Raw genomic sequence first — 26,392 nt, forward strand, 5'->3', positions numbered from 1 at the left:
CGAAGTTCGCGTTCGTGCCAATGAGCGAACCACGGATGCAGCCGGGTCAGGCGAGCGCGCGATTCAGCTTCGATTCGTGGTTCAGGCCCAGGCTCAAGCTGATGCACATCATAAGCAGCACGAAGGTAAAGGGCAGGCCGGTACTGACCGCACCGGCCTGCAACGCATCCAGGGCTGCAGTTCCGCCGAGCGACAGGAGAACGGCGGCGATCGCCCCCTCCATCGTCACCCAGAACACGCGCTGGGTGACCGGAGCGTCGGTCTTGCCGCCCGAGGTGATCGAGTCGATAACCAGCGAACCCGAGTCCGACGAGGTCACGAAGAACACGAGCACGAGGACAATGCCGAGCATCGACGTGATCGAGGCCAGCGGCAGGTTCTCCAGCATCTGGAACAGGACCAGCGCGTCGTCGTCGATGCCTTCGGCCAGCGCTCCCACGCCGGCATCGATCTGGTCGATTCCGCTTCCGCCGAAGGCGGCCATCCACACGGCCGTGATGGCGGTCGGCACGATCAGGACGGCGGCCAGGAACTGGCGAACGGTCCGACCCCGCGACACCCTCGCGATGAACATGCCGACGAAGGGCGACCAGGAGATCCACCAGGCCCAGTAGAAGATGGTCCACTCGTGATAGAAGGTCTCGTCCTCGCGCCCGATCGGATTGCTTAGGGGGAGCATGTAGCGCGCATAGCCGCCGAAGGTCTCGACCAGGTTGGCGCCGAAGGCCGTGATCGAGCCGGCGACGATCACGAAGAGCATCAACAGCAGCGCCAGCCCCATGTTGACGTTCGAAAGGAGCTTGACTCCGCCGTTGATGCCCCGTAGCACCGAGACCAGGGCAAGCCCGGTCACCCCAGCGATGATGGCCAGCTGGGTCGTCAGTCCGCCGTCCAGACCGAACAGGAAGCCGAGGCCGGCCGCGGCCTGCTGTGCACCGAAGCCCAGGGACGTGGCCAGGCCGAAGAGCGTTGCCAGTACGGCGAGCGTGTCGATGATGTTGCCGAGGGGGCCCCAGACCCGGTCGCCGAGCAGGGGGTAGAAGGTCGAACGGATGGTCAGCGGAAGGCCCTTGTTGTACGCGAAGAACGCCAGCGATAGTGCGACCACCGCATAGACGGCCCAGGGGTGCAGGCCCCAGTGGTACAGGGTTGCTCCGAGCGCCGCGCGCCTCGCTTCGGCGGAGTAGCCTTCGATGCCCAGCGGCGTACCGTACCAGTCGGTGTAGTAGCCGGCGGGCTCGGCCACGCCCCAGAACATCAGTCCGATGCCGATCCCCGCGGCGAACAGCATCGCGAACCAGGAAAGCAGGGAAAACTCCGGGCGCGCGTCGTTCCCGCCGAGCCGGATCCGGCCGACCGGCAGCGCAATGAGCGCCAGGCAGAACAGCAGCGCCACATTGGCAGCCGAAAGCAGCACGCCGTCGAACACGACCTGGATCCAGGCCTTGGCCGCCTCCAGGCCGGTCTTGGCTTCCTCCGGAAACAGCAGCGAGCCGAACACGAACAGCACGATGAGGCCCGCACTGACGAAGAACACCGGGTTGTGCATGTCCAGCCCGAGGCGCTCGACGTTGTCCTGGCCGATCTCGTACTCGGTCCGATAGACCTGTTCGAGTTCGGTGATGGAATCGGGGTCGGGCGAGCCGGCCTCAGCCACGCATCGCTCCCGGTGCGGGCCGGAAGCGGGGCAGCAAGGCCGCCGGGTCGATGGAGTGCCGCGAGTAGCTCACACCAGGCCGCGCGGGCGGAACCAGCGGTCGTGCAGGCTCAGCGCATAGCGATCGGTCATGCCGGCCACGTAGTCGAGGACCTGCAGCAGGACATCGGCTTCCTCGCGGCGATAGGTCGCCGGAATCTCCTCGGGGTGCTTGCACAGGTAGTCGACCAGCTGATGAATGACGGCCTTGGCCCGGTCGGCCTGCGCAGAGGCTTCCGGCCGCAGGTAGACCCGCTCGAACATGAACTCGCGGAACGTACGCATAGCCTGCAGTACGTCGCCGCGCATCCGCACGCGTCCCCGTTCGATGGACTCGTCGATGACCGCGTCGATCATGCAGCCGATCCACGAATCTTCGGCGAAGTTGCCCAGCACGCCGGTGACGTCCGCGGGCAGGTCGGCGCGCCCGACCAGGCCGGCGCGCAGCGCGTCCAGCAGGTCGTGGTTCAGATAAGCGATCCGGTCGGCGAAGCGGCAGACCCAGCCCTCCGGGGTGTGTGGCGGCGGGTTGACGCGCCAGGTATGCGCTCGAATGCCGTCGAGCACCTCCCAGGTCAGGTTCTTCGGCTCGAGCAGGCGGAAGATGCGCACCCCCTGCTCCGAGTGCAGCCATTCGCCGTCGTCGACGTACTCCGAGAGCGCGGCCTCGCCGGTGTGGCCGAAGGGCGTGTGACCGCAGTCGTGACCGAGACAGATCGCTTCCGTCAGGTCCTCGTTGAGGTCCAGCGCGCGGGCGATCGAACGAGCGATCTGCGTGACCTGCAGCGTGTGGCTCATCCGGGTGACGAAATGATCGCCCTCCGGGTTGATGAACACCTGGGTCTTGTGCTTGAGGCGACGGAACGCCTTCGAGTGGGCGATCCGGTCGCGGTCGACCTCGAACGCGGTCCGCAGCGGATCGGGCGCCTCGTCCATGTCTCGCCCGCGCGAGTCGACCGCGCGGGTGGCCAGCGGAGAAAGACCCTCCTCGCGGGCCTCTCGCATTTCACGAGTGACGCGATGAAGCGCAGGGGTCAGGGATTCGGCAGTCTGATTCATTCGATGAGTCTATCGCGGATGCGGTGGACGACGCGTCCAGCCGGGGCGGACGGGCCTCAGCTGCGGATGATCCGGCGGCGGATCTCGCCGGACAGCATGTCGATCGCCAGCACGACCAGGATGGTCAGGATCAGTACCGCGGCCGCCTTGTCGAAATGGCGGTAGCGCAGCGTGTTGAGCAGCACGCCGCCGACCCCGCCGGCACCGACCACGCCGAGCACCGCCGAGGCGCGGATGTTGAGCTCGAAGCGGAACAGCCAGTGGGCAACGATTTCCGGCAGCACCGCCGGGAGCACGGCCCAGCGCAGCGCGAGCAGGCGCGAACCGCCGGCGGCCTCGACCGCCTCGACAGTCCCGAAGTCCAGCGAATCGACCACCTCGGCACCGAGCTTGGTCAGCATGCCCACCGACGAGATGCCGATCGCCAGCGCGCCGGCGAAGGCGCCGAGACCCACGATGGGAACGAAGTAGATCGCCAGCAGGATTTCGGGGAAGGCCCTGGCCGTGGCCGAAATCAGCTTGACACCGCGGGCAATGCGCGGGAAGAGCACCCGCGAGCCGAACAGGGCGAGCGGCAGCGAGAGGATGGCGGCGATGATGGTCCCGATCCATGCGATCTGGATCGATTCGACGATGGCCGGGAGGACCCGATCCCAGCCGTAGGCCATGTCCGCCGGCCAGAAGAACGAAAGCACGCGGGCGACCCCGGCCGGCACCTCGATCAGGCGCTCGGGCGTGAACCCGATCGCGGCGAGGGAGCCGATGAACAGCGCGGCGATGATGAAGGTCACGATCGTGCCGAAGCCGATCGGCGGCCCCGGCCGCTTGAGCGGATCGATTACGGCGGTCGGCGGCCGTTCGGGCTTGGGCGACATCATGTCAGGCGCTTCCGGATCGCTTCGCTGACTTCTTCGATGATCAGCACCGCCACCAGCACCGCGAGGATGATCATGGTCACTCGCTCGTATTCGAAATTGGCCCGCTGGGTCTCGAGGATCATGCCGATCCCGCCGGCCCCGACCAGGCCCAGCACCACCGATGCACGGATGTTGAGTTCGAAGGCGTACAGCGCGTAGCTCACGTACTGCTGGGCGGCCTGCGGCAACGCACCGAACTGGATCATCTGCAACCAGCTGCCGCCGGCGGCACGGATCGCCTCGGGCAGCCCCATGTCGATCGATTCCAGCGACTCCGAGTACAGCTTGGAGATCACCGCCACGGTGAACACCGTCAATGCCAGCGCGCCGGCGACCGGGCCGAAACCGACCGCGGTGGCGAACAGCATGGCCCAGAACAGGTCCGGCAGCGTGCGCAGGATGTTCATGAAGTTGCGGTCGACGAACCAGGTCGGCCGATTCGGCGTGAGGTTCCGGGCCGCCAGCACCGCGACCGGGATCGCGAGGATGCCACCGACCACCGTACCGATGATGGCGATGTAGACCGTCTCGAGCATCGGGCCGGCCAGGCGGGGCAGGAACGCGAAGTCCGGCGGCCAGGACTCCTCGATCAGCCGGGTTCCGCCGGCGATATTGCAGGCCAGTTCCGTCGCCGAGAAGCCGATCCCGTTCGCCGACCAGACCGTCATCGCGACCAGCAGCGCGGTCACGCCGATCCAGAGCGGCCAGTTGCGGGGCGGCTTCGTCGGCAGGCTCATCGCCCTGCCCCGGGCCGGGTCGCGGCGAAGTCGAGCGCGTACGAGCGGACCGCCATCGCGTCAGCCCCTGCCCTTGCCTGGTTCGGCTTCGGTGGCATCGATCCCGGCGGCCTCGTCCTCGACGACGTCGTCGGCGGTCAGGTCACGGCCGTAGATGTTGCGGAAATCCTCGTCGGTCACGGTCTTCGCCGAACCGTCGTAGACCAGCTCGCCGAAGCGCAGGCCGATGATCCGCTCGCCGTATTCGCGAGCCAGGTCGAGGAAGTGCAGGTTGACCAGCGTGGTGATGCCCAGTTCGCGATTGATGCGGACCAGGTCCTTCATGATCTGGTGGGTCGTCACGGGGTCCAGCGACGCGACCGGTTCGTCGGCGAGGATGATGGCCGGCTGCTGGGCGAGCGCGCGGGCAATGCCGACGCGCTGCTGCTGGCCGCCGGACAGCTGGCTGGCCTTGACCCAGGCCTTGTCGGTGATTCCGACCCGCTCCAGCGCATCCATCGCGATTTCCTTGTCGCCCCTCGGCCACAGGTTCAGCATCGCGCGCCAGCCCGGCACGTGGGCGAGGCGGCCAATCAACACGTTGGACATCACCGACAGGCGCTTGACCAGGCGAAAGTCCTGGAAGATCATCCCGACCCGCTTGCGCACGCGGCGAAGCTGGCGGTTCGACCCGGTGTCGAGGCGTTCGCCGTCGATCTCGACCGTGCCGCTGGTCAGCGGATTCAGCCCGTTGATCGCGCGCAGCAGCGTCGACTTTCCGGCCCCGGACGAGCCGACGATGACGACGAACTCGCCCGGCCGGATCTCGAGGTCGAGGTTCTTCATGCCGACCACCCCATTGGGATAGACGATGCCGGCATCGCAAAAACGGATGGCGCCGGGGCGCGCGGTGGATTCGGGTTCGCTCATGCGGTTCCTCTGCGGGTCCGGGTCACTGGCGCACGATCTCGTAGGCGGAACGGACCGGGTCGTACAGGCCCGGCTCGAAGCGCTGGAAACCGTCGATCTCGTAGAGCACCCACAGGATCTTCTCGTCGTCCGGCAGGTGCGCCTGGTCCGCGGCCAGCTTCATGAAGGCATCGATGATCGCTTCGCGCAGATCGGCCGGCAGGCCGGGGCGGAGCTGGACGCCGTCGTTCGGGATCATCGGCGCGAAATCGAACACGATGACCTTCTCGCCGATGTCGGCGTACTGGTCGCAGATCATGTTGCGCGCGTCGTCGTAGGCCACCCCGAAGCGGGTGTCGCCGGCATAGACCGCCAGCGCGGCGGCGTCGTGCCCGCCGACGAACAGACCGTTCAGGTCGCGTTCCGGGTCGATGCCCATGTCCATCAGCTGCACTGCCGGGAACAGGTAGCCCGAGGTGCTGTTGGGGTCGACGAAGGCCACGGACTCGCCGCGCACCTGCTCCAGGTCGCCCTCGCAGCTCAGGAACGTGCGGGTCACGTCCTCGCGGCCCACGGCGCGGGTCTCGCAGGTCCGCTCGACGGCCACGGGGGGTTCCCTGCAGACCGACGGATCGTTGGTCATCCACTGCGTTCGGTAGCCCGTCTCGCCCTTCCGGGTCGAGATGAGGATGGGCTCGAGATCGTAGCGGCGCTGTCCCAGCATCGCGGCGAACGGCGGCAGCATGCCGATGTCGGCGCGGCCGGCGCCGAGGGCCTCGACCAGTCCGGTGTAGTCCTGCGGCACGAAGGACGTGACCGGCACGCCGAGCTCCGCCTCGAGGTACTCGGCCAGGGGGTCGAGGTTGTCGACCAGCGCGTCGGCTTCCAGCGCGGGCACCAGGCCCAGGACCAGTTCCTTCGGCCAGCCGCGCTCGTCGACCTGCTCGCCGGGGCAGCAGGCGGCGAGGACGAGGGCGAGCGCGGCGGCAAGCAGGCCGCGGTTCGGTCGGAACGGACTCATGGCGCCCGAGGATACTCGATGGTCCATTCCGGGATGTTGCAGGCGCATGGCGACCTCAGTGCTCGAGGCCGACCGCGTGGGCCCGCAGCAGGTCCAGGGCCACGATTTCCAGGGTCTTGCGGTGCGTGGCCTCCAGGTGGACGCGGGGCGCGCAGTCAGCGCGCGCCGCTTCCAGCCAGCGGGCCGCGCACAGGCACCAGCGATCGCCCTCCTTCAGGCCGGCGAAGCCGAACGCCGGGTTCGGCGTGGACAGGTCGTTTCCGCGCGATCGGCTGAACGCGAGGAAGGCGTCCGTGACCTCGGCGCAGACCGTATGACAGCCGGCGTCCTGGTCCGAGGTGTTGCAGCAGCCGTCGCGGAAGAATCCGGTCAGGGGATCGGTCGAGCACCGCTCGAGTTCGCCGCCGAGCACGTTGATCGCCGGTTCGCGGGTCATGCAGCCCCCGGACCGTTGTCGGGGTCGCCGGCAGAATCGTCGCCGGCATCGCTACCGGGGCCGGCAATCACCGACGGGTAGGCGCGCCAGCGCCCCTCGGGCGGCAGTCGCCACTGGGCGACCGCGGCCTCGAGCGCCTCGACCATTCCGGGCTCGACCTCCAGGCCCAGCGCGTCGGCCAGGGCCGCGACGGTCCGCTCGGGATGCTCGACCAGGTCGCTGCGCGGCACCTCGACGACGCGGATCGGCAGGTGATCGGCGACCCGCTGCCACAACTCTTCTTCCTGCGCATGCGCGGCGCGGAGCTCGTCGATCGCCGCATAGCCGCCGAGCCGCCAGAACAGCTCGAGATCCCGCGGATCGACCTCGGGCTTGAACACGACCATCTCGGGGAAATAACGCGCCAGGACCGGAATCGCGGTCCCTTCCCACCAGCCGAAGTCGACCACCGGACCGGCGTCGCGCGAGCCCTCGAAGCCGCGCAGGAATCGGCGGCGCCCCGTGTGCAGCGTGGCCTCGGGCAGGCTTTCGGCCTCGGCCGGCGGCATCGGGATATCCAGCGCTTCGCGCCGGCGGCGTGCGCCCTCGGGATCGAGCCGGCGGACCGACGAATGAGCGGCCAGGGCGGCTGCGATCAGTTCACGGCCAGCGCCGGGCCAGCCGGCCATCAGGACCAGTCGCGGCAGGCCGTCGTCCGGCACGTCGAACTCTTCCGCGCGCCACTCGTGGTCCAGCCACTGATCGATCAGCCCGGTGGCGTGCTGCGGGGCCAGCGTGCGCGCGTGCGGCGCCGCCTGCCAGCCCGGATGGGCCATGTGCCGTGCCGCATCCTCGGGCCGATCGGCCTTGTCGTAGAGATCGGCCAGCATCTGGTGCATCCGTCCGCGATCGCGATCCGGCGTTTCGCTGGACGCCAGCAGGCGCTCCAGCGGCTCGCAGGCCTGCTCGTGCTCGCCGACGTAGCGGCAGGCTTCGACCCAGGTCAGCACCGCGTCCGGATCCGGCGTGGCCGACTGCATCAGCGGCTCCAGCGCGGCCCGCACGCCGTCGAGTTCGCGGTCGAGCATCTTCAGCCGTGCGGTCATCAGCCGCGCCTCGCGCGCGATCTCGGGCTGCGGATCGGCCACCAGGGCGTCGAGCTTTTCGTACGCCTGGTCGACTTCGCCGAGGGCGTGCGCGATGCGCGCCTTGAACAGGGCAATGTCGCCCATCCCGTCGTCGACCTGCTCGACGCGCTCGCGCGCCGCGGCCGGGTCGCCGGCGAGCAGCAGCATTTCCGCCGACCGCAGGGTCAGGGTGCGATCCTTCGGCCACTTCGCCAGCGCCTGCTCGACCAGGTGCCAGGCCTGCTGGTGGTCGCCGATCCGCGACAGGCAGGCGATCGCGGCCAGCACGACGCCCGCGCCGCCGTAGTTGCGGCGAATCGCCTCGCGATAATGGTTCAGGGCCTCGCGATCCTGGCCCTTGCGGCGCAGCAGCGTGGCCAGGCCGCCGTGCAGTTCGCCGGCGTCCGGGGCCTTCTTCAATGCATTGCGCAGGCACTGCTCGGCGAAATCCAGGTGCCCCTGGGCCATGTAGACCCGGGCCATCGCGTCCTGCGCGGCCGGTTGCTCCGGGTCGAGCTGGACGGCCCGCGACGCCAGGGCCTGGGCCTCCTCGGTCTCGCCGCTCATGACCAGCGCACGGGCCAGGGCGGCCATCGCCGGTACGTGGTCGGCGCGGGCGCGGAGCGCAACCCGCAGTTCGCTGATCGCGCGCGCCAGGTCGCCCCGGTGGATCGACAGCACGCCCACCAGGGTCCGCGCCTCGACGTGGTTGGGATCCAGCGCGATCGCCTGGGCCAGCGCCTCGCGGGCTTCGTCCTCGCGTCCCAGCTCGGCCAGCAGGCGGCCGTGGTAGTAATGCGCTGCCGCGCTGCCGTCGCCGAGTTCGGCGGCGCGCGCCAGGCACTTGAGCGCCGACTCGAACTGGTTCATGCCGCGCCGGCACAGGCCCAGCATCATCAGCGCCTGGTAGTTGTCGGCATCGGCGTCGACGATGCGCTTGAACAGGCGTTCGGCTTCGTTGAAGCGGCGCTCGGAAAACAGCTTGGCGGCCTGTTGGCTCAGGTCGCGTTCAGGTGCAGACATAGTTCACTCACGATACGTTGTTGGATCCAGGAGTCCAGGCGCCAGTTGCGCAGGAATCCGCAGTGACCGCCGTGGGCCAGGACCTCCAGGTCGAGCGCATCCGGGCGCGGCAGCGCCTCGAAGTCACTCACCGGAATGATCGGGTCATCGGCAGCGGTGATGATCAAGGTCGAGGTCTCCAGCCCGGCAAGGTATTCACCGGCGATGGAGTACCCCTCGAGGTAGGCATCGAGGTCGGGAAAGTCGGTGTACGCCTCGACCAGGGACCGGGTCTGATCGGCCAGGGTTCGATGCCGGAACCACTCCTGCAGATTGTACCGCTCCGGGTACAGCTGCTGCTTGCGCTTCAGGCTCCGCCGCCACTTGCGCACGAAGTAGCGCTCGTAGATCGGCACCCCGCCGGCCAGCGCGTCGAGCACGTGCCGGGGCCGGATGACCGGACTGACCGCCAGGACCCGATCCAGCTCGAAGCCGTGGGCCGGCGCATTGCGGGCCACCCGCAGGGCGAAATTGCCGCCGAGCGAGAAGCCGACCAGGTAGACGGGCCCGGGATGGGCGCCGGCGACCTGGCCGATCGCGTCGAGGACCTCCTCGAGCAGGCAGGAATGGAACAGGCCCTCGTTGAGGTGGTGCGAGTCGCCGTGATCGCGGAAGTTCAGCCGGAAGGTCTCGAAACCGGCCTCGTGCAGCGCGACAGCGGCGTCGAGCAGGTAGTTCGACTCCGCGCTGCCTTCCCAGCCGTGGAGCAGGATCGCCAGGCCGCCGTTCGGGCCGGGCGGGCCGGCCGGCGCGGGCGTCCGGTGACCGAGCAGGCGAACGCCGTCGGAGGCGGTCAGGATTTCGTCGCGGCTGGCCTTCCGGTAGCCGCGCGACCGGCGCCGGACCTTCAGCTTGCGCATCGGGCTGGAGGTCAGCACGGACTGGACATGGGCGTTGGCCAGCCAGCCCGCCGGTGCATACGGCCCCGGCGTGCCGGCCCGATCAGTCGTCGACATGGCGATACATCTCCGTGACACGTGCCTGTGCTTCGCGCGCGATCTCGTTGCGGGCCCGCTCGCTGCCCTCGTCGACGGTGGGAATCGGGGAACCGATCCGGACCTGGATGTCGGCGGTCGGTCGGCCCAGCGCTGCGATCACCAGGTCGGCAAAGCCCAGGCCGGGCCCGAACACCTGCTCGTCGTGCAGGTCACCGTCGCGCCAGTAGCGGATCGCCATCGGCACCACCGGCGCCCCGGCCCGGACCGCCGGTCCGAACAGGCGCGGATGGAACCGCTTGACGCCGCGTCCCGCGTGGATGCCCCCCTCGGGGAACACACCGACGATCCGGCCTCGCTGCATCAGCGCGGTCATGCGGCGAGCTGCCCGACGGCGCGAGTCCTCGGAGCCGCGCTGGATGAAGATGGTGCCGACCGCGCGGGCCAGCGCGCCGACCAGCGGCCAGTCGCGGATGTCCTGCTTGGCGACCAGCCACAGGGGAGCGACCGCGTGCAGCACCGGGATGTCGAAGCCGCTGATGTGGTTGGCGACGACCAGGCAGGCGCCGTCCGGCATTTCGCCGTGAATCCGCAGCCGGTAGCCGAGCGTGCGCAGGAGAATCCGAGCGTAGCGCCGCTGGACCCGGAGCGCCAGCGGCTGGCCGGCCACGGGGAGACCGCGGACGCCCGGCAGCAGTGCCAGCAGCAGCACCGGCACACCGACCAGCGCGACCAGCAGCAGGACCGGCGCGCGCAGCGCGAGGCGCCAGAGGCGCGGCGCGCGCACCGCCGCCGTGGGCGGCTCCGCATCCGGCATCCGCGGCGGGTCCTGCGATGGCGATTCGGCAGTCAACGGAAGCGGGGGTCGGCTCGGTGAAACAGGAAGGCGATCCGGGTCCACGATCGACCCACCGGGTGGGCAAGCGAACGCGTCGTCGAATCATCGATGTCGAATCCTGTATTTTACCGGGCTGAACACCGGGCGTCGGCGCTCGGTCCGAATTGCGAAGGAAACGATGTCTGTCCCCGACCCGAAATCCCATGCCGTGACGCTGTCGTCCAGCCAGCGGCGCTTCGACACCCGCCCCGGCGAAACTGTTCTGGCCGCCGCCCTGCGCCAGGGCGTCATCCTGCCCTACAGCTGCAAGAACGGGACCTGCGCGAGCTGCAAGTGCCGGCTGGTCACGGGCCGCGTGGCCTACCCGTTCAATCCGCCGCTGGCCCTGACCGACGACGACCTCGCCGACGGCCAGGTGCTGGCCTGCCAGGCCACGGCCGAGTCGGAGCTGACGCTCGAGGCCCGTGAAATCGAGCAGATCGCAGACCTGCCGGTACGCATGATGCCGGCACGCGTCGAGGCCATCGACGACCTGACCCCCGATGTCCGCAGGCTTCGGCTGAAGCTGCCGCGGGGCCAGCGGCTGCAGTTCCTCGCCGGCCAGTACATCGACATCCTGCTGCCGGGCGGCAAGCGCCGCGCGTTCTCGATCGCCTCGACCCCGGCCGAGACGGACTTCATCGAGCTGCACGTGAAATACGTCGACGGCGGCGGCTTCACCGGCCACGTGTTCGGCGACATGACACCCGGCGAAATCGTGCGCTTCGAAGGTCCGCTCGGCACCTTCTTCGTGCGCCTCGGCAGTCCGCGGCCGATCCTGATGATGGGCGGCGGCACCGGCTTCGCGCCGCTCAAGGCGATGATCGAGGACCTGCTCGCCGCCGGCGACGACCGGCCGATCACGCTGTACTGGGGCGTGCGCACGGAGGCCGACCTGTATGCCCGGGCGCTGATCGCCGAAATCGCCGAGCGCCACCACGACTTCCGCTTCGTGCCGGTGCTCAGCGAGCCGGACGACGACTGGGAGGGCCGGACCGGGTTCGTTCACGAGGCGCTGCTCGCCGATCACCGCAACCTGTCGGCCTACGAAATCTACATGAGCGGCCCGCCGATCATGGTCCACAGCGCCAGGAAGGCCCTGCTCGCGCGCGGGGTCAGCGAGGACCACCTGCACTACGACTCCTTCGACTTCGCCCCGGACGTCCCGCCGCAGGACACGGACGTCGGGAACTGAGGGGGAGCGGAGCGACCGGCCGGCCTCGCATCCGGCGCCGTCGTCAGCTCGGCGCGTCGAGCACCAGCAGGGTGATGTTGTCGCGGCCGCCGGAATCGAGCGCGAGCTCGGTCAGCGAGTTGCCGATCTCCTCGAGGTCGGCGCCGTTGGACAGGGTCTGGCGAATGACCTCGTCCTCGACTTCGCCGGTCAGGCCGTCGGTGCACAGCAGCAACCGTTCGCCGGGGGTCCAGCGGTGTTCGGAGATTTCGATCGTGGGCAGACCGTCGCGCTGACCGATGCAGTCGGTAAGCATGTGGCGCTGCGGGTGGGACCGGGCCTGCTCCAGCGTGATGCGCCCTGAGTCGAGCAGCTTCGAGGCCACGTTGTGGTCACGGGTCAGGCATTCGAGCACGCCGTCGCTCGGCGAGTAGCGGTAGATGCGGCTGTCGCCGACCCAGCCCAGTTCGTAGCCGTCGCCGTGTTCGCGCACCGCGACCAGCGTCGTGCCCATCTCGCTGTGCTCCTCGTCCTCGGCCTGGGCCATGCGAACCTGCGAGTGGGCCACTTCGAACGCGTCGATCAGTTCCATGCCGTGGGTCACCGCCTCCTCGACCGCCTCGCAGGCGATCCGGCTGGCTTCGGCCCCGCCGGCATGTCCCCCCATTCCGTCGGCGACCACCCAGAGTCCGGCATCGGGCCGTGTCAGGACCCGATCCTGGTTGCTGGAGCGAACCCGCCCCAGGTGGGTGACCGCGAAAAACCGGTCCGTCATTCCATCCTTCCCTTCCGGTGGTCCGTGCAGTATGGCATCGTCCGCCGCCGATTTCCTATCGCGTTCATCGGAATCGCCAAGCATCCCAGAGCACTATACGGAATCGGCGCGGAATACGGACAGGACAACGGCGCCCCGGGGGCGCCGTTGTCGATTCGATCATCGCACTCGCGGCGCTCGATCAGTTCTCGGCCGCGGCCGTGATCCGCGCCGGCGGGGTGAGGCCACCGTCTTCGGTGAGAATGATTTCGCCGAAGCGGATCGCACCCGGCACGACGTTCGAGATGGTGATCGTCAGCTCCTGGTCGGCGACCGGAACCGGGATCGGCGTGTCCTCGAGCCCGTCGGCGAAGATCATGTCCGAGCGGCCGTCGAGCGTGAAGGTGCTCGGCGTGACCTCGATCTGCATGTCGCCACCGCGCGCGAACGTGGTCACCGTCCAGCTGGTCGGGAACGACTGGCCCGCCGACACGGTGCGCGTGAAGGTACAGCTCGGCGAGCAACTGCGATCGCGGACCGACGGCAGGTTCAGCGTCTTGACGTCGCCGCCCGCGCCCGGGTCGGCGGCCAGGAAGTTGGCGGTGGTTTCGGCCATGACCAGGCCGGACAGCGCCGCGGCGGTCAGGTCGACCCGGCCCGAGCCGACGTCGTCCCAGTCCCAGGGCGTGCTGCCGTCTTCCTTGGTCCCGGCGTCGCCCGTCGCGGTCATCTGCATCGCCGACTTGACCTCCATCGGATCCCAGTCCGGCTGCGCCTGGCGGACCAGCGTGGCCGCGCCGGCGACGTGCGGGCTGGACATCGACGTCCCGCTCAGGTTGCCGTATTGGGTCGGATCGGCGACGGCGGCGTAGATGCCGACGCCCGGCCCGGTGATGTTCGGCTTCTGCAGGTCCTCCAGCGGGGACTGGGTCGGACCGCGCAGGCTGAATCCGGCCAGCACGTCACCCTGCGACGGAATGAGGTCGAAGTCCATGGTCGCGGTGGTCGGGTTGGCATCGACGAAGTTGGCGATGGCCTGGCCCGGCGTCTGCTGGATGCTGTAGGCGGGAATCGCGGCCTGGCCCGGCGTCGACATGCTGATCGTGCCGGTGGTGTTGTTCCAGATCACGACCATGTCGGCGCCCGCCGCATCGGCGTTGTTGATCTTTTCGGTGAAGGGACACCCCCCTCGGTTGATCAGGGCAACGGCCCCGTTGAAGAACCCGGCAGGGAAGTCGACGCCACCGTTGGCCGGGCTGCAGCCCTCCGCGCCGGCGACCTGGTTGGTGTCCCGACGGATCGGATGATCGACGAGCTGCGAGCCGAGCGGCGAATCGCTGCCCGGGAGCATGTCGACGTTCTGCGTGTCGCCGGGGGGCGATCCGGGTCCCGTGATCGACATCAGGCCCTCGAAGTCACCGTCGCGGGTCGAGGCCGCCACGCTCATCACCCAGGGGCCGCGGTGGTTCACCTGGCCGACCGGGTTCGGAACGCCTGCGCTGGTGTTGCCGGCCGATGCGGCGACGAAGATGTCGGCATCGACCAGGTCGAGCTTGCGGCGATCGTTGTCGAGCCAGGGGCTGGCACCGCCGGAGATCGAGAAGTTCATGGTGTCGACGTCGCCGTCGAGCAGTACCGTGTCCATGCCGGCCTGGATGTCGAAGCCCGGGCACGAACTGCCGGGGCAGACCTTGTAGGCGCGGACGTGCGAGCACGGCGCGACGCCGGACATTTCGGTGAACGGCTCCGGAATGCTCGGCGCCGGCACGGCGGTGTCGTCGATCAGGTTACCGGCAACGGTGCTGGCCGTATGCGTGCCGTGCCCGTTGGTGTCTTCCGGGTTGGCGCCGTTGCATCGGCCCGTGCCGTCGGTGGCGGAGCAGTCGACCGCCGAAAGCAGCTTGCTCGGCGTCCCGCCGACGCCAAAGCCGCAGGCCGGGTCGTCGGCGAACGACGGATGATCCGTGTTGATGCCGGAATCGAGGATGGCCGAGACCATGCCTTCGCCGCGATACTGGCCCGGAAGCGGCGCTGCCGTCCCGTCCCAAAGGCTGTCGGCGCCGATGAAGCCCGGACCCCGGTAGGTGTCGAGCTGGTAGACGCGTTCGCGTTCGACCGAGGCGACGCCCGGGAGAGCGCGGATGCGATCGGCCTCCGGCTCGGTCAGGCGGACGCCGAGACCGTTGAACGAGACCAGGAAGCGGTGCGACGCCTCGACGTTGCGGCCGAGTTCCTGCGCCATGGAAACCAGCGCGTCGGACTGGGCGGCCTGGAGTTCGGCCTGGGCGCTCAGGAAGGCCGGCGAGCGGCTCGCTGCGCCTTCGCCCTTGCGCGGCAGCACGCCCCGCTGCAGCAGGCCGCGGTCATCGAGCGTGACCAGGTAGCGATAGCGTCCCTGCTCGTCGGCGGGCGAGAGTGCTTCTTGTGCGGAAGCCAGCGTCGGCGCGAGCAGCGCCGCGCCGGCCAGCAGCGCCACGAAGGACGCGAGTCGGCGGAAATGACGGGTATTCATGATCCTCGGGGTCCTCAGATTCGTGCTCGATTCGAACGGCTTACAATGGGAGGCTCGGACGGTCGGTCGACCGGCCCGGACCGGATGCTCGGATGCAGCACCCCAATACTGCCGCAACTGTCACTCGAGTGCAATTCGCCGGATGCGCTCCGAACCTTGAACTGCGTCACGAGAATACCGCCGAAACGGAACCCGCCTCCATGACAGATGTGAACGACCTCCCAGAATCGTCCGGAACGGGCGACGAGACCCGATCGACGCCCCGCTGGCGCGTGCTGAAGTTCGGCGGCAGCTCCGTGGCCGAACCCGCCAACTGGACGCGGATCGCGGAACGGATCGACGAGCTCGCGGCGGCCGGCACGCCCTGCGTGGTCGTGGTCTCGGCCCTGAAGGGCGTGACCGACCGCCTCGTCCAGGCGCTGGAGGCGGAAAACGTCTCGTCGACCGATGCGCTGGTCGACGAATTGCGGAATCGCCACCTTCGGCTCGCCGAAGGCTTCGGCCTCGACCCGGCGCGCGTCGGGTCGGTGATCGACCCCGAGCTCGAGGCCCTGTCCGAGGCGCTGGACGAGCAGGCCCGCAGCCCCGCACCGGCGATCGAGGCCCGGGTGCTGGCCACGGGCGAATTGCTGTCCAGCCGGCTCGGCGCGCTGATCCTCGAGACCCTGGGCCGTCCGGTGGAATGGCTCGACAGCCGCGACCTGCTGGTCGCCGAACCGGCGAGCCAGCGTGCGGCGCGGTCGAACTGGCTGGCTGCCGAATGCGCGGCACGGCCGGACCCGGATACGGCGGCCGGCCTGCGCGAACGCGGCACCTCGTGGATCGCCCCCGGCTTCATCGCCCGCAACGGCGCCGCGACCGTGTTGCTCGGTCGCGGCGGCTCCGACGTCAGCGCGGCATTGATCGGCACGGTGCTGGAGGCGGACCGGGTCGAGATCTTCTCCGACGTGCCCGGCCTGTTCAGCGCCGACCCACGCCGGATTCCGGCCGCGCGCCTGCTTCAGAACATCAGCTACCGCGAAGCCATGGAGCTGGCCGCGATGGGCGCGCGGGCGCTTCATCCGCGTGCCCTGATCCCGCTGAAGCAGCATCGCATCCCGCTGTGGCTCCGGCAGACCGACCGACCCGAGCTGACCGGCACGCGGATCACGCCGGATGCGCACGAACACGGCGCGCAGGTCAAGGCGATCGTCCAGCGCCGGGGCATCACCCTGGTCACGATGGAAGGCCTGGACATGTGGCAACAGGTGGGCTTCCTCGCCGACGTGTTCGACGTGTTCCGGTCCCACGGCCTGTCCGTGGACCTGGTCTCGACCTCCGAGTCCAATGTGACGGTCACGCTGGACCCGGGCGCAAATCCCACGGACGCGGCGACGCTGGAGCGTCTCGCCGCCGACCTGGGCCGCTTCTGCAGCGTCGACGTCCGGACCGACTGTGCCAGCGTCAGCCTGGTCGGCCTGGGCATTCGCACGATCCTCCACCGCATCGGCCCGGCGCTGGAAGTCTTCGAACAGCGCCGGATCTTCCTGGTCAGCCAGGCCTCGAACGACCTGAACCTGAGCTTCGTGGTCGAGGCCCGGCACGCCGACCGGTTGGTCCAGCAGCTCCACCAGCAGATCATTCCCGGCGGCGTCGGCGGCGATTCCGTGTTCGGGCCGAGCTGGGAGCAGCTGGTGCGCGACGAGACCGCGGCGACGGCCCGGCCGCCCTGGTGGTCCGTGCGCGCCGACGAGTTGCTCGAGACGCTCGGCGAAAGCGACGCCGCCTACGTTTATGCCCTCGCCGAAGTCCGCGGCGCCGCACGGCGGTTGCGCGACCTGAAGGCGGTCGACCGCGTGCTCTATTCGATGAAGGCCAACCCGCACCCGGCGATCCTGCGTGCGCTGGCCGGCGAAGGCCTCGGCATCGAGTGCGTATCGATGGCCGAAGCCGACCGCGCGCTGGAGGCGATCGACGGACTGACCGCCGGCGACCTGCTGCTGACGCCCAACTTCGCACCGCGCGCCGAGTACCGCGAGGCGCTGGAGCGGGACGTGACCGTCACGATCGACAACCCGTGGATCCTCGAGCACTGGGGCGAGGACTTCGCCGGCCGCGACGTCTTCCTGCGCCTGGACCCGGGCTCCGGCCTGGGCCACCACAAGATGGTCCGCACGGCCGGTTCGAATGCGAAGTTCGGCGTGCCCCTGAACGAGCTCGACCGCACCCTGCGACTGGCCCGCGCGCACGACATCACGATTCGCGGCCTGCACGCTCACACCGGCTCCGGGATCCTGCATCCTGACAACTGGGAGCGCACGCTGGAAACGCTGATGTCGGTGGCGATGGACCTGCCATCGGTCGAGGTGATCAACCTCGGCGGCGGTCTCGGCGTACCCGACCGCTCCGACGAACTGCCGCTGGATCTGATGGCGCTGGACGCCGGCCTGGCCCGGATCAAGCGCGGCCTGAACCGCCCGATCGAGATCTGGCTGGAGCCGGGGCGCTACCTGGTCGCCTCCGCCGGCGTGCTACTGGCCCGCGTGACCCAACTCAAGGGCAAGGGCGAGGTTCGCTACGTCGGCGTGGCGACCGGGATGAATTCGCTGATCCGGCCGGCCCTGTACGGTGCGTGGCACGAGATCGTCAATCTCAGCCGGCTCGGCGAACCCGGGCAGCACGTGTTCAACGTGGTCGGTCCGATCTGCGAGACCGGCGACGTGCTCGGCCTGGACCGACTGCTTCCGGACAGCCGTGAAGGCGACGTCCTGCTGATCGGCAACGCCGGCGCCTACGGCGCGGCCATGGCCTCGCGCTACAACCTGCGCGAACCCGCCGCGGAGCGGGTGCTGGACGTCGAGCCGCGGGCGCGCGAGACCGGCCCGGCGGACGCTCGATTCGGGTAGGCTTGGCCCATTGACGCCTCCCCGCACGAGTTCCGATGTCCGACCAGTACCAAGCCAGTGACATCGAGGTCCTCCAGGGCCTCGAACCGGTCCGCCGGCGCCCCGGCATGTACACCGAAACCACGCGGCCGAACCACCTGGTCGCCGAGGTCGTCGACAACTCGGTCGACGAGGCGCTGGCCGGGCACGCGAAGAAGATCGACGTCGTGCTGCACGAGGACGGCTCGGTCAGCGTCGCCGACGACGGCCGCGGAATGCCGGTGGACCCCCACCCGGAACACGAACTGCCCGGCGTCGAACTGATCCTGACCCGGCTGCACGCGGGCGGAAAGTTTTCCGGCAAGAACTACACCTTTTCCGGCGGCCTGCACGGGGTCGGCGTGTCCGTGGTCAATGCGCTGTCGACCCGGCTCGAGTGCCGGATCCGGCGCGGCGGCCAGGACTACGCGATCGCTTTCGAAGCCGGCGAGACCGCCGAGCCGCTCGAGGTCGTGGGCACGGTCGGCAAGCGGAACACCGGCACCACGGTGCAGTTCTGGCCCGACCCGAAGTATTTCGATTCGCCGAACATCTCCCGGCCGCGGCTGAAGCACCTGCTGCGCGCCAAGGCCATTCTCTGTCCCGGTCTGACCATCACGCTCGACGACCGTCAGAAGGGCGACTCCGACGCGCCGGAGACCTGGTGCTACGAGCACGGCCTGACCGACTACCTGGTGGAGTCGCTCGGCGACGCCGAGCGGATTCCGGCCGCGCCGTTCACCGGCGAATTCAGCGGCGACGACACGGAAGCCGCCTGGGCCCTGTCGTGGGTGCCGGAGGGCGAGCTGACGACCGAGAGCTACGTCAACCTGATCCCGACGCCGCAGGGCGGCACCCACGTCAACGGCCTGCGCACCGGCCTGATCGAGGCCTTGCGGGAGTTCTGCGAGATTCGCAGCCTCCTGCCGCGCGGCGTTCGCCTTGCGCCGGAAGACGCGTGGGAGCGGCTGAGCTTCGTGCTGTCGGTCAAGCTCCGCGAACCGCAGTTCTCGGGCCAGACCAAGGAGCGGCTCTCGTCGCGCGAAGCGACCAGCTTCGTGTCCGGGCTGGTCAAGGACGCGTTTTCCCTGTGGCTGAACCGCAATACCACCGACGGCGAGGCGATCGCCAGGCTCGCCATCGAACACGCGCTGAAACGCAACAAGGCGCGCAAGCAGGTGGCGCGTCGCAAGGTCACGGCGGGACCCGCCCTGCCCGGCAAGCTGGCCGACTGCGCCTCGACGGACCTGGAGGAGACCGAGCTGTTCCTGGTCGAGGGCGACTCGGCAGGCGGCTCGGCCAAGCAGGCGCGCAACCGTGAATTCCAGGCCATCCTCCCGCTCCGGGGCAAGATCCTGAACACCTGGGAGACCGATCCGGGCCAGGTCCTGGCCAGCCAGGAGATCCACGACCTGGCAATCGCCATCGGCGTCGACCCCGGGAGCGACGACCTGGCCAAGCTGCGCTACGGCAAGATCATCGTGCTGGCCGACGCCGACTCCGACGGGCTGCACATCGCCACCCTGCTCTCGGCGCTGTTCCTGCGGCACTTCCGGCCGCTGGTCGACGCCGGGCGGATCTTCATCGCGATGCCGCCGCTCTACCGCATCGACGTCGGCAAGCAGACCTTCTATGCCCTGGATGCAGCGGAGCGATCGGGCCTGCTGGCCCGGATCCAGGCCGAAGGCATGAAGGGGAAGATCTCCGAAACCCGCTTCAAGGGCCTGGGCGAGATGAACCCGCTGCAGCTGCGCGAATCGACCATCGACCCCGATACGCGGCGCCTGCTCCAGCTGACCGTCGACGACGACCCGGGGACGCAGGAACTGATGGACATGCTGCTGGCCCGCAAGCGCTCGGCCGATCGACGCGCATGGCTCGAAGCCAACGGAAACCTCGCCGAAGTCGAGGTCTGATCCACCGGCAGCCCCACTGGCCGCCGCGGTGGCCGTTTCCAGGGGCGATGCAGCGACCGATCCAGCAATCGATCTACGGCCGGCCGCCGGCCGGGCCCCTCAGCCGGCGCCGAGCAGGCGCAGGCAGGCCCACCCCCACAACGTCAGTCCAGCCAGCCCCGTGCCTTCCCGGATCACCTGAAGAACGACCCGACGTGGAGATTCGGCGGCGCCGTTTTGCTGCGACCCGGCTTTGCGGGCGTCCGGCTCACCGCGCTCCGCGAGTGGAGCGTGGACCGCCCGACCGGGTCCGGACCCGGTCGGGGTCGGACGAGCGGTCGCGGTGCGAAACCGGCGCCGCTCGCCGGGCGAACCGGCAGCCGGCGGCCGCATCGGGGCGGGTTGGAACGCGAGCGAAGTCTGCATGACGGTCTCCGGAGAACAGGCTGGAGACCACTGTGGCGCGGCGCCTTCTCAGAACGTGAGAAGGGGACAAGGGACCAGGAACTTGGGACCAGGAACTAGGGACCAGGGGCTAGGGGTCAGGGGCTAGTGGGCCAGGGCAGACCGCATCGTCGGTCGAAAGCGCACTGGTCCCTGCCGCCTGGCCCGTTTTCCCTCTCCCGCCCTAGTCTTCCCGCAGCTGACGGGCGAACTCGGAGGCCGATTCGTGGCGGAGGTCGCGACCCTCGACCAGGTAGACGATGTACTCGCCGAGGTTCTTGCAGTGGTCGCCGATCCGCTCCAAGGACTTGGCGATCAACAGCGCGTCGAGAATCCGGCGGATCTGCTTGGCGTCCTCGACCATGTAGGAGTAGTACTGCCGGAAAATGGTCTCGTAGTCCTGGTCGACCTTCTTGTCCTGCTGGATGATCTCGACCGCGGTTTCCGGCGCCATGCGGGTGAAGCCGTCCAGGCCCTTGCGCAGCATCTCCAGCACGTTGGCCCCGAGTTGCTCGATTTCACGGTAGTCGTTGCGGGGACGGTGGACATCGGCCAGCGCGATCGCCCAGCGCGCGATCTTTTCGGCCTCGTCACCGATCCGCTCGAGGTCCGAGATTGCCTTGATGATGGCGAAGATCAGACGCAGGTCGCTGGCCGCCGGCTGGCGCCGGGCGATCACCAGGGTGCACTCCTCGTCGAGCTGCTTCTCGATCCGGTTGACCCGGTCGTCCGCTGCGATGACCTGTTCGGCCAGTTCCGTGTCGGCGTGGATCACGGCCTGCAGGGCATGCTTCAGCATCTCCTCGACCATGCCCCCCATGGTCATCATCTTCTGACGGAGATTCTCCAGTTCCGTATTGAACTGACGCGAGATGTGTTGATCGAAGGTTCGTTCCATGGTCTGGCTCCTGCGGCGCCGCACTGCCTCGGCGCAATGGTCCGCGGGCGGGCCGCTCGCGAGATGCGGCGCGCCCTCGATGGGCTGGACGTCAGCCGTAGCGGCCGGTGATGTAGTCCTCGGTCGCCTTGCGGCGCGGATTCGTGAACAGTTTCGCCGTATCGTCGAATTCGATCAACTCGCCCATGTACATGTAGGCCGTGAAGTCCGAAACGCGCGCGGCCTGCTGCATGTTGTGGGTGACGATGACGATGGTGTAGTCGTTCTTCAGCTCCTGGATCAGCTCCTCCACCTTGGCCGTGGAGATCGGGTCCAGTGCCGAGCACGGTTCGTCGAGCAGGATCACCTCGGGCTCGATCGCGATCGCCCGGGCGATCACGAGGCGCTGCTGCTGACCGCCGGACAGGCCGAAGGCATTGTCGTCGAGCCGGTCCTTCACCTCGTCCCACAGGGCGGCCGCCCGCAGCGCACGCTCGACGACCTCGGCCAGCTTTCGCTTGTCGTTGACCCCCTGCAGGCGCAATCCGTAGGCGACGTTCTCGAAGATCGACTTCGGGAAGGGGTTGGGCTTCTGGAACACCATGCCCACCCGACGCCGGTGCTCGGCCACGTCGATGTCGCGGTCGTAGATGTTCTTGCCGTCGATCAGGATCTCGCCGTCGATGCGGCAGATGTCGATCAGGTCGTTCATCCGATTGAAGCAACGCAGCAGCGTCGACTTGCCGCAACCCGACGGGCCGATGAAGGCGGTCACCCGGTTGTGGGCGATCTTCAGGTTGACGTTCTTCAGCGCCTGGTCGCCGCCGTAGTACAGGTCGAGGTCGCGGACCTCGATGCAGACCTTCTCGCGCTTGATGTCCAGGGTCTGGCGATTCTCGTCGAACAGGCTGTTCGACACGGAACCCGCCGCCTGGTCTTCGGCTTCGTTCATTGTGGAGGTTTCCATCGTCGATGTGCTCCGGATTCGGGGACGATCAATCGCTCTCGGCGCGGTATTTCTCGCGCAGGCGGTTGCGAATGGCGATCGCGCTCAGGTTCAGGATGAGGATCAGCAGCACCAGCGTCAACGCCGTGGCGTAGACCAGCGGCCGCGCGGCCTCGACGTTCGGGCTCTGGAAGCCGACGTCGTAGATATGGAAGCCCAGGTGCATGATCTTGCGTTCGAGGTGCACGTAGGGGAACTGACCGTCGACCGGCAGGCTCGGGGCGAGCTTGACCACGCCGACCAGCATCAGCGGTGCGACCTCGCCGGCCGCGCGCGCGACCGCCAGGATCAGGCCCGTCATCATCGCCGGCGCGGACAGCGGGACGACGACCTTCCACAGGGTTTCCCACTTGGTCGCGCCGAGGGCCAGGGAGCCCTCGCGAATGGTCCGCGGGATCCGGGCCAGACCTTCCTCGGTGGACACGATGACCACCGGCAGCGTGAGCAGCGCCAGCGTCAGCGAGGCCCAGAACAGGCCCGGCGTACCGAAGGTCGGCGCAGGCAGGCGCTCGGGGTAGAACAGATCGTCGATCGAACCGCCGAGCAGGTAGACGAAGAAACCCAGGCCGAACACGCCGAACACGATCGACGGTACGCCGGCCAAGTTGTAGACCGAAACGCGGATGATCTTCAGCACGGTGCCCTGGCGGGCGTACTCGCGCAGATAGATCGCGGCCAGGACGCCGAAGGGCGTGACCAGCACCGACATGATCAGGACCATGACCACGGTGCCGAAGATCGCCGGGAAGATCCCGCCCTCGGTGTTGGCCTCGCGCGGGAACCCGGTCAGGAAGTCCTTGATGCGGTGACCGTAGAAGGCGAGCTTGCCGAACAGACCGAGCGCGTTGTTCTGCGACGCCATGACGATGTTCGCCAGCGGGATGCGCACTTCCGTACCGTCCGCCGTGCGCGCGATCAGCGTGTCGCGCTGGTTCGCCTCCATCAACTCGTTGCGCTCGGCGCGGATGTCGGCGAAGCGGCGGTCCAGGTCCGCCTCGCGAGCCTGGAGGTCCGCTTCGCGGGCGCTGCGCTCGGCCCCTTCGACGCCCTGCAGGTCCATGGCCCGGCGCTCGAGCCGGATCTGCTCGATGCCGCGGTTGATCGCACCGATGTCGCCCTTCTCCAGCGACCGGATTTCCCCGTGGAGCCGATTGGAGCGATCGATCGAGTCCTGCAGGGCGGGCCACAGGGCGTCGCCCTCGATCCGTTCACCGTCGGTCTCCAGCGCCACCGGGTAGCCGTAGAAGTTGCCCCACTCGCGCCGCTCGATCCGCATCGCGTTCTCGGGGTAGGTCCATTCGCCCAGCGACGAATCGAGGTACCAGACGAAGTCGCGGCCGGTGATGTCGCGATTGCCCAGCTTGAACAGGTGCCGCGTGACCAGCAGTTCGTCGTCGGGAATCGAGAGCCCGGCTTCACGCAGGCGCTGGGCAGGCTGTTCTTCCGTATCGGTCAGCACCCCGAGCACGGGGCGGACCTCGCCGTCGATCGTGGCCGTGGTCTCGATCAACGGCGCCGGCCAGAAGTGACCGAAGCCGCGAACGGCGATCAACAGCAACAGACCCAGCACCATGATCAGCGAAATCGCCAGTCCGCCGCCGATCATCCAGACCCAGGGGTCGCCGGACTTGAACCAGGCGCGGGCGGTCTGCGTGTTTGCGTTCGAACTCATGACACTGCCTACAGGCTGCTGTAACGGGCGCGCAGGCGCTGGCGAACCAGCTCCGCGATGGTATTGACCAGGAAGGTGATCGCGAACAGTACCAGCCCGGCCAGGAACAGGATGCGGTAGTGGGTCGAGTCGACCGCGGTTTCCGGCAGCTCCACGGCGATGTTGGCCGACAGGGTCCGCATGCCTTCGAAGATGTTGAAGTTGGTCACCGGGCTGTTGCCGGTCGCCATCAGCACGATCATGGTTTCGCCGACGGCCCGACCGAAGCCGATCATCACCGCCGAGAAGATGCCGGGGCTCGCGGTCAGCAGGACCACGCGCGTCACCGTCTGCCACGGCGTGGCGCCCAGCGCTAGCGAGCCCTGGGTCAGGTGGCGAGGCACGGTGAACACCGCGTCCTCGGCGATCGAGAAGATGGTCGGGATCACCGCAAAACCCATTGCGATGCCGACGACCAGGGCGTTGCGCTGGTCGTAGGTGATCCCGACATCGGTGAACCACTGGCGCATCGATCCATCGAAGAACGCGATCTCGATCAGCGGCGACAGCTCGACCAGGCCCCAGACCACCAGCGCGATGACCGGAAGCAGGATCACGGCCTCCCAGCCGTCGGGAACGCGCGAGCGCAGGTCACGCGGCAGTCGACTGAAACCGTACGCGATGACCAGGAACGCCAGGGGCAGTCCGATCAACACGGTGAAGACCGCGGGAATGTGGTTCTCGAGGAACGGCGCCAGCCACAGGCCGGCCAGGAAGCCCAGGATGACGGTCGGCAGCGCTTCCATCACCTCGATCGTCGGCTTGACGTAGCCCCGGAGCTTCGGCGCCATGAAATAGGCGGTGTAGATCGCACCGGCGATCGCCAGCGGGGTGGCGAACAGCATCGCGAACAGCGCCGCCTTGATGGTCCCGATGGTCAGGGGCACCAGGGAGAACTTGGGTTCGAAGCTGTCGGCGCCCGACGAGGCCTGCCAGACGAATTCGGGATCGCTGCGGCCTTCGTACCAGACCTTGCCCCACAGCGCCTTCAGCGAGGCCTCGGGATGGTTGTTGCGCACGTCGTGCACGGTCAGGACGCCCGATGCCGACTCGGTGACCAGCCGGTCGTCGACGGGCGACACGCCGACCGCGACCAGCGGATCGTCGGAGACCGGCTCGAGGTACATCGTCCGGGCCGAGGTGCCGTAGTGCAGCCCGAGGCCGCCGGTCGCATCGACCGCCGCGAACCCCTTGCGGGTGTACTCGGGCTGGATGCCGGTGATCGCCCCGGGATGGGTCTCGAACTCGCGGACGCGGGTCAGCCGGAAGATGTTGTCGCCGGCCTCGGCCCGTTCGTCGCGGACCAGGAACCACTGGCTGAGCCGCCCGGACGAGGTGCCGATCACCCAGGAAAAGGTGCCGTTGAGCATCCGCATCGCGGTGATCGACTCGTCCGGTTCCACCGCACGCAGTTCGTCGCGCAGCACGGCTTCGTTCGGGCGGGAAATGTCCCAGTACAGCAGCCGGCCGTCGGCGTGGGCGCCGATCAGGGTCCAGAGATTGGCGGTCAGCTCCAGGTCGTCGATGCGTCCGCTCGGCGCCGGCAACGTCCAGGCCTGGCGCGAGACTTCGGTTTCGCCGGTCAGGAACGCCGTGCGCGTCCGGAATCGCACCAGCAGCAATCGTCCGTCGTCGGTCTGCGCAGCGATGCCGACGTCCTCGCCGGCCTGCTGCACGGCCAGGGTGGTCAGCGGCCGGCCCTCGGGGTCGACGACCAGCGGATCGCGGCCGAGTGGAAACTCCGGATCGGGCCGCACGCGGCGCGTGTCGCCCTCGAATTCCAGGCGAATCCCATGGCGAACCAGCAGTGCAGTGCCGTTCGACAGGCCGAAGGCGGCGAGCCGCGCGCGCGGTTCGGCCATCGCCGAACCGACCACTTCGAGGCCGTCGGGGACCGGGAGTTCGATTCGATCGAGGACCTCGCCGCTGTCCAGTTCGAAGTAGGTCAGCGTGCCCGAGCGGTCGTAGCGCATGCCGACTTCGTCATACCGCTCGAGGGCCAGCTGGGCCACTTCGCCGCCGAAGGCCGATTCGACCGGGTAGCTGGCCGCCGGATCGACGTCGGCGCCGCGCAGCATCGGCAGCACTTCGCTGAACAGATAGACGAAGATCAGGGTCAGCGCGATCACCACGCCGCCGCCGCCGGCGCGGACCATCCAGCGCGCAGCGCCGTCGGCCAGGTAGCGGCGCCGGCGACGCCGGGCCATGGCCTCTTCGCTGGGCAGGAAACTCTGCTTGGAATCGAGGACCGGTTGTCCGGGGTCGTTCATCGAAGGCGCCGATCGGAAATCGTGAATGGTAGCTTGGATGGAACCGCGCGGACCGGACCATCGGCCCGGCCCTTTGTCGGAACCACGAAACGAACGGAGCCGGCGCGACCGA

Annotated in this window: 19 protein-coding genes; 3 read left to right on the top strand and 16 right to left on the bottom strand. The window is 68.5% G+C overall.

Features of this window, described 5'->3' with window-relative positions:
• Positions 1–46: 46 nt before the first annotated feature.
• The 10 genes from KUV67_02055 to KUV67_02100 form a co-directional block, all read right to left on the bottom strand.
• Positions 47–1,549 carry a BCCT family transporter gene (locus KUV67_02055; protein MBY6203651.1) on the bottom strand — a complete coding sequence of 501 codons (1,503 nt, stop codon included), beginning with the start codon at positions 1,547–1,549 and terminating at the stop codon, positions 47–49.
• A 177-nt stretch (positions 1,550–1,726) separates the two neighbouring features.
• Positions 1,727–2,755, bottom strand: a complete 1,029-nt coding sequence (locus KUV67_02060) for an HD domain-containing protein (protein ID MBY6203652.1) — start codon at positions 2,753–2,755, stop codon at positions 1,727–1,729.
• A gap of 56 nt (positions 2,756–2,811) precedes the next feature.
• The gene (phnE, locus tag KUV67_02065) at positions 2,812–3,633 is read right to left on the bottom strand and encodes a phosphonate ABC transporter, permease protein PhnE (GenBank protein MBY6203653.1); all 822 of its coding nucleotides are present in this window, start codon (positions 3,631–3,633) and stop codon (positions 2,812–2,814) included.
• Complete coding sequence (gene phnE / locus KUV67_02070) at positions 3,630–4,409, bottom strand: phosphonate ABC transporter, permease protein PhnE (protein ID MBY6203654.1); 780 nt, start codon at positions 4,407–4,409, stop codon at positions 3,630–3,632. Before phnE (KUV67_02070) ends, phnE (KUV67_02065) begins: the two co-directional genes overlap by 4 nt.
• Before the next feature lie 60 nt (positions 4,410–4,469).
• A complete protein-coding gene (phnC, locus tag KUV67_02075) occupies positions 4,470–5,318 on the bottom strand; it encodes a phosphonate ABC transporter ATP-binding protein (GenBank protein ID MBY6203655.1) in 849 nt (282 codons plus the stop codon).
• 22 nt (positions 5,319–5,340) lie between these two features.
• The gene (locus tag KUV67_02080; GenBank protein MBY6203656.1) at positions 5,341–6,318 is read right to left on the bottom strand and encodes a phosphate/phosphite/phosphonate ABC transporter substrate-binding protein; all 978 of its coding nucleotides are present in this window, start codon (positions 6,316–6,318) and stop codon (positions 5,341–5,343) included.
• 55 nt (positions 6,319–6,373) lie between these two features.
• Positions 6,374–6,754, bottom strand: coding sequence for a DUF2237 domain-containing protein (locus KUV67_02085; protein MBY6203657.1), 381 nt, complete (start codon positions 6,752–6,754; stop codon positions 6,374–6,376).
• Positions 6,751–8,883 (bottom strand): tetratricopeptide repeat protein, encoded by a 2,133-nt coding sequence (locus tag KUV67_02090; GenBank protein MBY6203658.1) that lies wholly within the window; start codon positions 8,881–8,883, stop codon positions 6,751–6,753. Before KUV67_02090 ends, KUV67_02085 begins: the two co-directional genes overlap by 4 nt.
• Positions 8,859–9,878, bottom strand: coding sequence for an alpha/beta fold hydrolase (locus KUV67_02095; GenBank protein ID MBY6203659.1), 1,020 nt, complete (start codon positions 9,876–9,878; stop codon positions 8,859–8,861). Before KUV67_02095 ends, KUV67_02090 begins: the two co-directional genes overlap by 25 nt.
• Complete coding sequence (locus KUV67_02100; protein MBY6203660.1) at positions 9,865–10,674, bottom strand: 1-acyl-sn-glycerol-3-phosphate acyltransferase; 810 nt, start codon at positions 10,672–10,674, stop codon at positions 9,865–9,867. The genes KUV67_02095 and KUV67_02100 overlap by 14 nt, the downstream gene beginning before the upstream one ends.
• A 199-nt stretch (positions 10,675–10,873) precedes the next feature.
• Here KUV67_02100 and KUV67_02105 point away from each other — a divergent pair, with 199 nt between their 5' ends.
• Positions 10,874–11,929: a CDP-6-deoxy-delta-3,4-glucoseen reductase gene (locus tag KUV67_02105; GenBank protein MBY6203661.1), complete on the top strand. Its 1,056-nt coding sequence runs from the start codon at positions 10,874–10,876 to the stop codon at positions 11,927–11,929.
• Positions 11,930–11,972: 43 nt separating this feature from the next.
• Here KUV67_02105 and KUV67_02110 read toward each other — a convergent pair whose 3' ends face one another.
• The gene (locus KUV67_02110; GenBank protein MBY6203662.1) at positions 11,973–12,683 is read right to left on the bottom strand and encodes a protein phosphatase 2C domain-containing protein; all 711 of its coding nucleotides are present in this window, start codon (positions 12,681–12,683) and stop codon (positions 11,973–11,975) included.
• Positions 12,684–12,864: 181 nt separating this feature from the next.
• Entirely contained in the window at positions 12,865–15,174 is a 2,310-nt protein-coding gene (locus KUV67_02115; GenBank protein ID MBY6203663.1) for a S8 family serine peptidase, read from the bottom strand.
• 200 nt (positions 15,175–15,374) lie between these two features.
• Between KUV67_02115 and KUV67_02120 the strand changes: the two genes are divergently transcribed.
• On the top strand, positions 15,375–18,059 hold the full coding sequence (locus KUV67_02120) for a bifunctional aspartate kinase/diaminopimelate decarboxylase (protein ID MBY6203664.1): 2,685 nt from the start codon (positions 15,375–15,377) through the stop codon (positions 18,057–18,059).
• A gap of 35 nt (positions 18,060–18,094) precedes the next feature.
• Positions 18,095–19,993, top strand: coding sequence for a DNA topoisomerase IV subunit B (gene parE / locus KUV67_02125; protein ID MBY6203665.1), 1,899 nt, complete (start codon positions 18,095–18,097; stop codon positions 19,991–19,993).
• A 607-nt stretch (positions 19,994–20,600) separates the two neighbouring features.
• On the opposite strand, the gene phoU is transcribed toward parE, so the two are convergent.
• The 4 genes from phoU to KUV67_02145 form a co-directional block, all read right to left on the bottom strand.
• A complete protein-coding gene (gene phoU, locus KUV67_02130; GenBank protein MBY6203666.1) occupies positions 20,601–21,314 on the bottom strand; it encodes a phosphate signaling complex protein PhoU in 714 nt (237 codons plus the stop codon).
• Positions 21,315–21,405: 91 nt separating this feature from the next.
• Positions 21,406–22,245: a phosphate ABC transporter ATP-binding protein PstB gene (gene pstB / locus KUV67_02135; GenBank protein ID MBY6203667.1), complete on the bottom strand. Its 840-nt coding sequence runs from the start codon at positions 22,243–22,245 to the stop codon at positions 21,406–21,408.
• Between the two features lie 43 nt (positions 22,246–22,288).
• Positions 22,289–23,971 carry a phosphate ABC transporter permease PstA gene (gene pstA, locus KUV67_02140; GenBank protein ID MBY6203668.1) on the bottom strand — a complete coding sequence of 561 codons (1,683 nt, stop codon included), beginning with the start codon at positions 23,969–23,971 and terminating at the stop codon, positions 22,289–22,291.
• An 8-nt stretch (positions 23,972–23,979) separates the two neighbouring features.
• Entirely contained in the window at positions 23,980–26,217 is a 2,238-nt protein-coding gene (locus KUV67_02145; protein MBY6203669.1) for an ABC transporter permease subunit, read from the bottom strand.
• Positions 26,218–26,392 lie beyond the last annotated feature (175 nt).

This window comes from Halomonas denitrificans, from assembly GCA_019800895.1.
In the GTDB taxonomy this organism is placed as follows: domain Bacteria; phylum Pseudomonadota; class Gammaproteobacteria; order Xanthomonadales; family Wenzhouxiangellaceae.

Excerpts from the sequence above, each read along its gene's own strand:
- KUV67_02105 (MBY6203661.1), top strand. The coding sequence starts at position 10,874 with ATGTCTGTCCCCGACCCGAAATCCCATGCCGTGACGCTGTCGTCCAGC.
- KUV67_02115 (MBY6203663.1), bottom strand. The coding sequence starts at position 15,174 with ATGAATACCCGTCATTTCCGCCGACTCGCGTCCTTCGTGGCGCTGCTG.
- phoU (MBY6203666.1), bottom strand. The coding sequence starts at position 21,314 with ATGGAACGAACCTTCGATCAACACATCTCGCGTCAGTTCAATACGGAA.
- phnE (MBY6203653.1), bottom strand. The coding sequence starts at position 3,633 with ATGATGTCGCCCAAGCCCGAACGGCCGCCGACCGCCGTAATCGATCCG.
- KUV67_02080 (MBY6203656.1), bottom strand. The coding sequence starts at position 6,318 with ATGAGTCCGTTCCGACCGAACCGCGGCCTGCTTGCCGCCGCGCTCGCC.
- pstA (MBY6203668.1), bottom strand. The coding sequence starts at position 23,971 with ATGAGTTCGAACGCAAACACGCAGACCGCCCGCGCCTGGTTCAAGTCC.
- KUV67_02120 (MBY6203664.1), top strand. The coding sequence starts at position 15,375 with ATGACAGATGTGAACGACCTCCCAGAATCGTCCGGAACGGGCGACGAG.
- KUV67_02100 (MBY6203660.1), bottom strand. The coding sequence starts at position 10,674 with ATGCCGGATGCGGAGCCGCCCACGGCGGCGGTGCGCGCGCCGCGCCTC.
- KUV67_02055 (MBY6203651.1), bottom strand. The coding sequence starts at position 1,549 with ATGCACAACCCGGTGTTCTTCGTCAGTGCGGGCCTCATCGTGCTGTTC.
- phnE (MBY6203654.1), bottom strand. The coding sequence starts at position 4,409 with ATGAGCCTGCCGACGAAGCCGCCCCGCAACTGGCCGCTCTGGATCGGC.
- pstB (MBY6203667.1), bottom strand. The coding sequence starts at position 22,245 with ATGAACGAAGCCGAAGACCAGGCGGCGGGTTCCGTGTCGAACAGCCTG.
- parE (MBY6203665.1), top strand. The coding sequence starts at position 18,095 with ATGTCCGACCAGTACCAAGCCAGTGACATCGAGGTCCTCCAGGGCCTC.
- KUV67_02110 (MBY6203662.1), bottom strand. The coding sequence starts at position 12,683 with ATGACGGACCGGTTTTTCGCGGTCACCCACCTGGGGCGGGTTCGCTCC.
- KUV67_02095 (MBY6203659.1), bottom strand. The coding sequence starts at position 9,878 with ATGTCGACGACTGATCGGGCCGGCACGCCGGGGCCGTATGCACCGGCG.
- KUV67_02145 (MBY6203669.1), bottom strand. The coding sequence starts at position 26,217 with ATGGCCCGGCGTCGCCGGCGCCGCTACCTGGCCGACGGCGCTGCGCGC.
- KUV67_02060 (MBY6203652.1), bottom strand. The coding sequence starts at position 2,755 with ATGAATCAGACTGCCGAATCCCTGACCCCTGCGCTTCATCGCGTCACT.
- phnC (MBY6203655.1), bottom strand. The coding sequence starts at position 5,318 with ATGAGCGAACCCGAATCCACCGCGCGCCCCGGCGCCATCCGTTTTTGC.
- KUV67_02090 (MBY6203658.1), bottom strand. The coding sequence starts at position 8,883 with ATGTCTGCACCTGAACGCGACCTGAGCCAACAGGCCGCCAAGCTGTTT.
- KUV67_02085 (MBY6203657.1), bottom strand. The coding sequence starts at position 6,754 with ATGACCCGCGAACCGGCGATCAACGTGCTCGGCGGCGAACTCGAGCGG.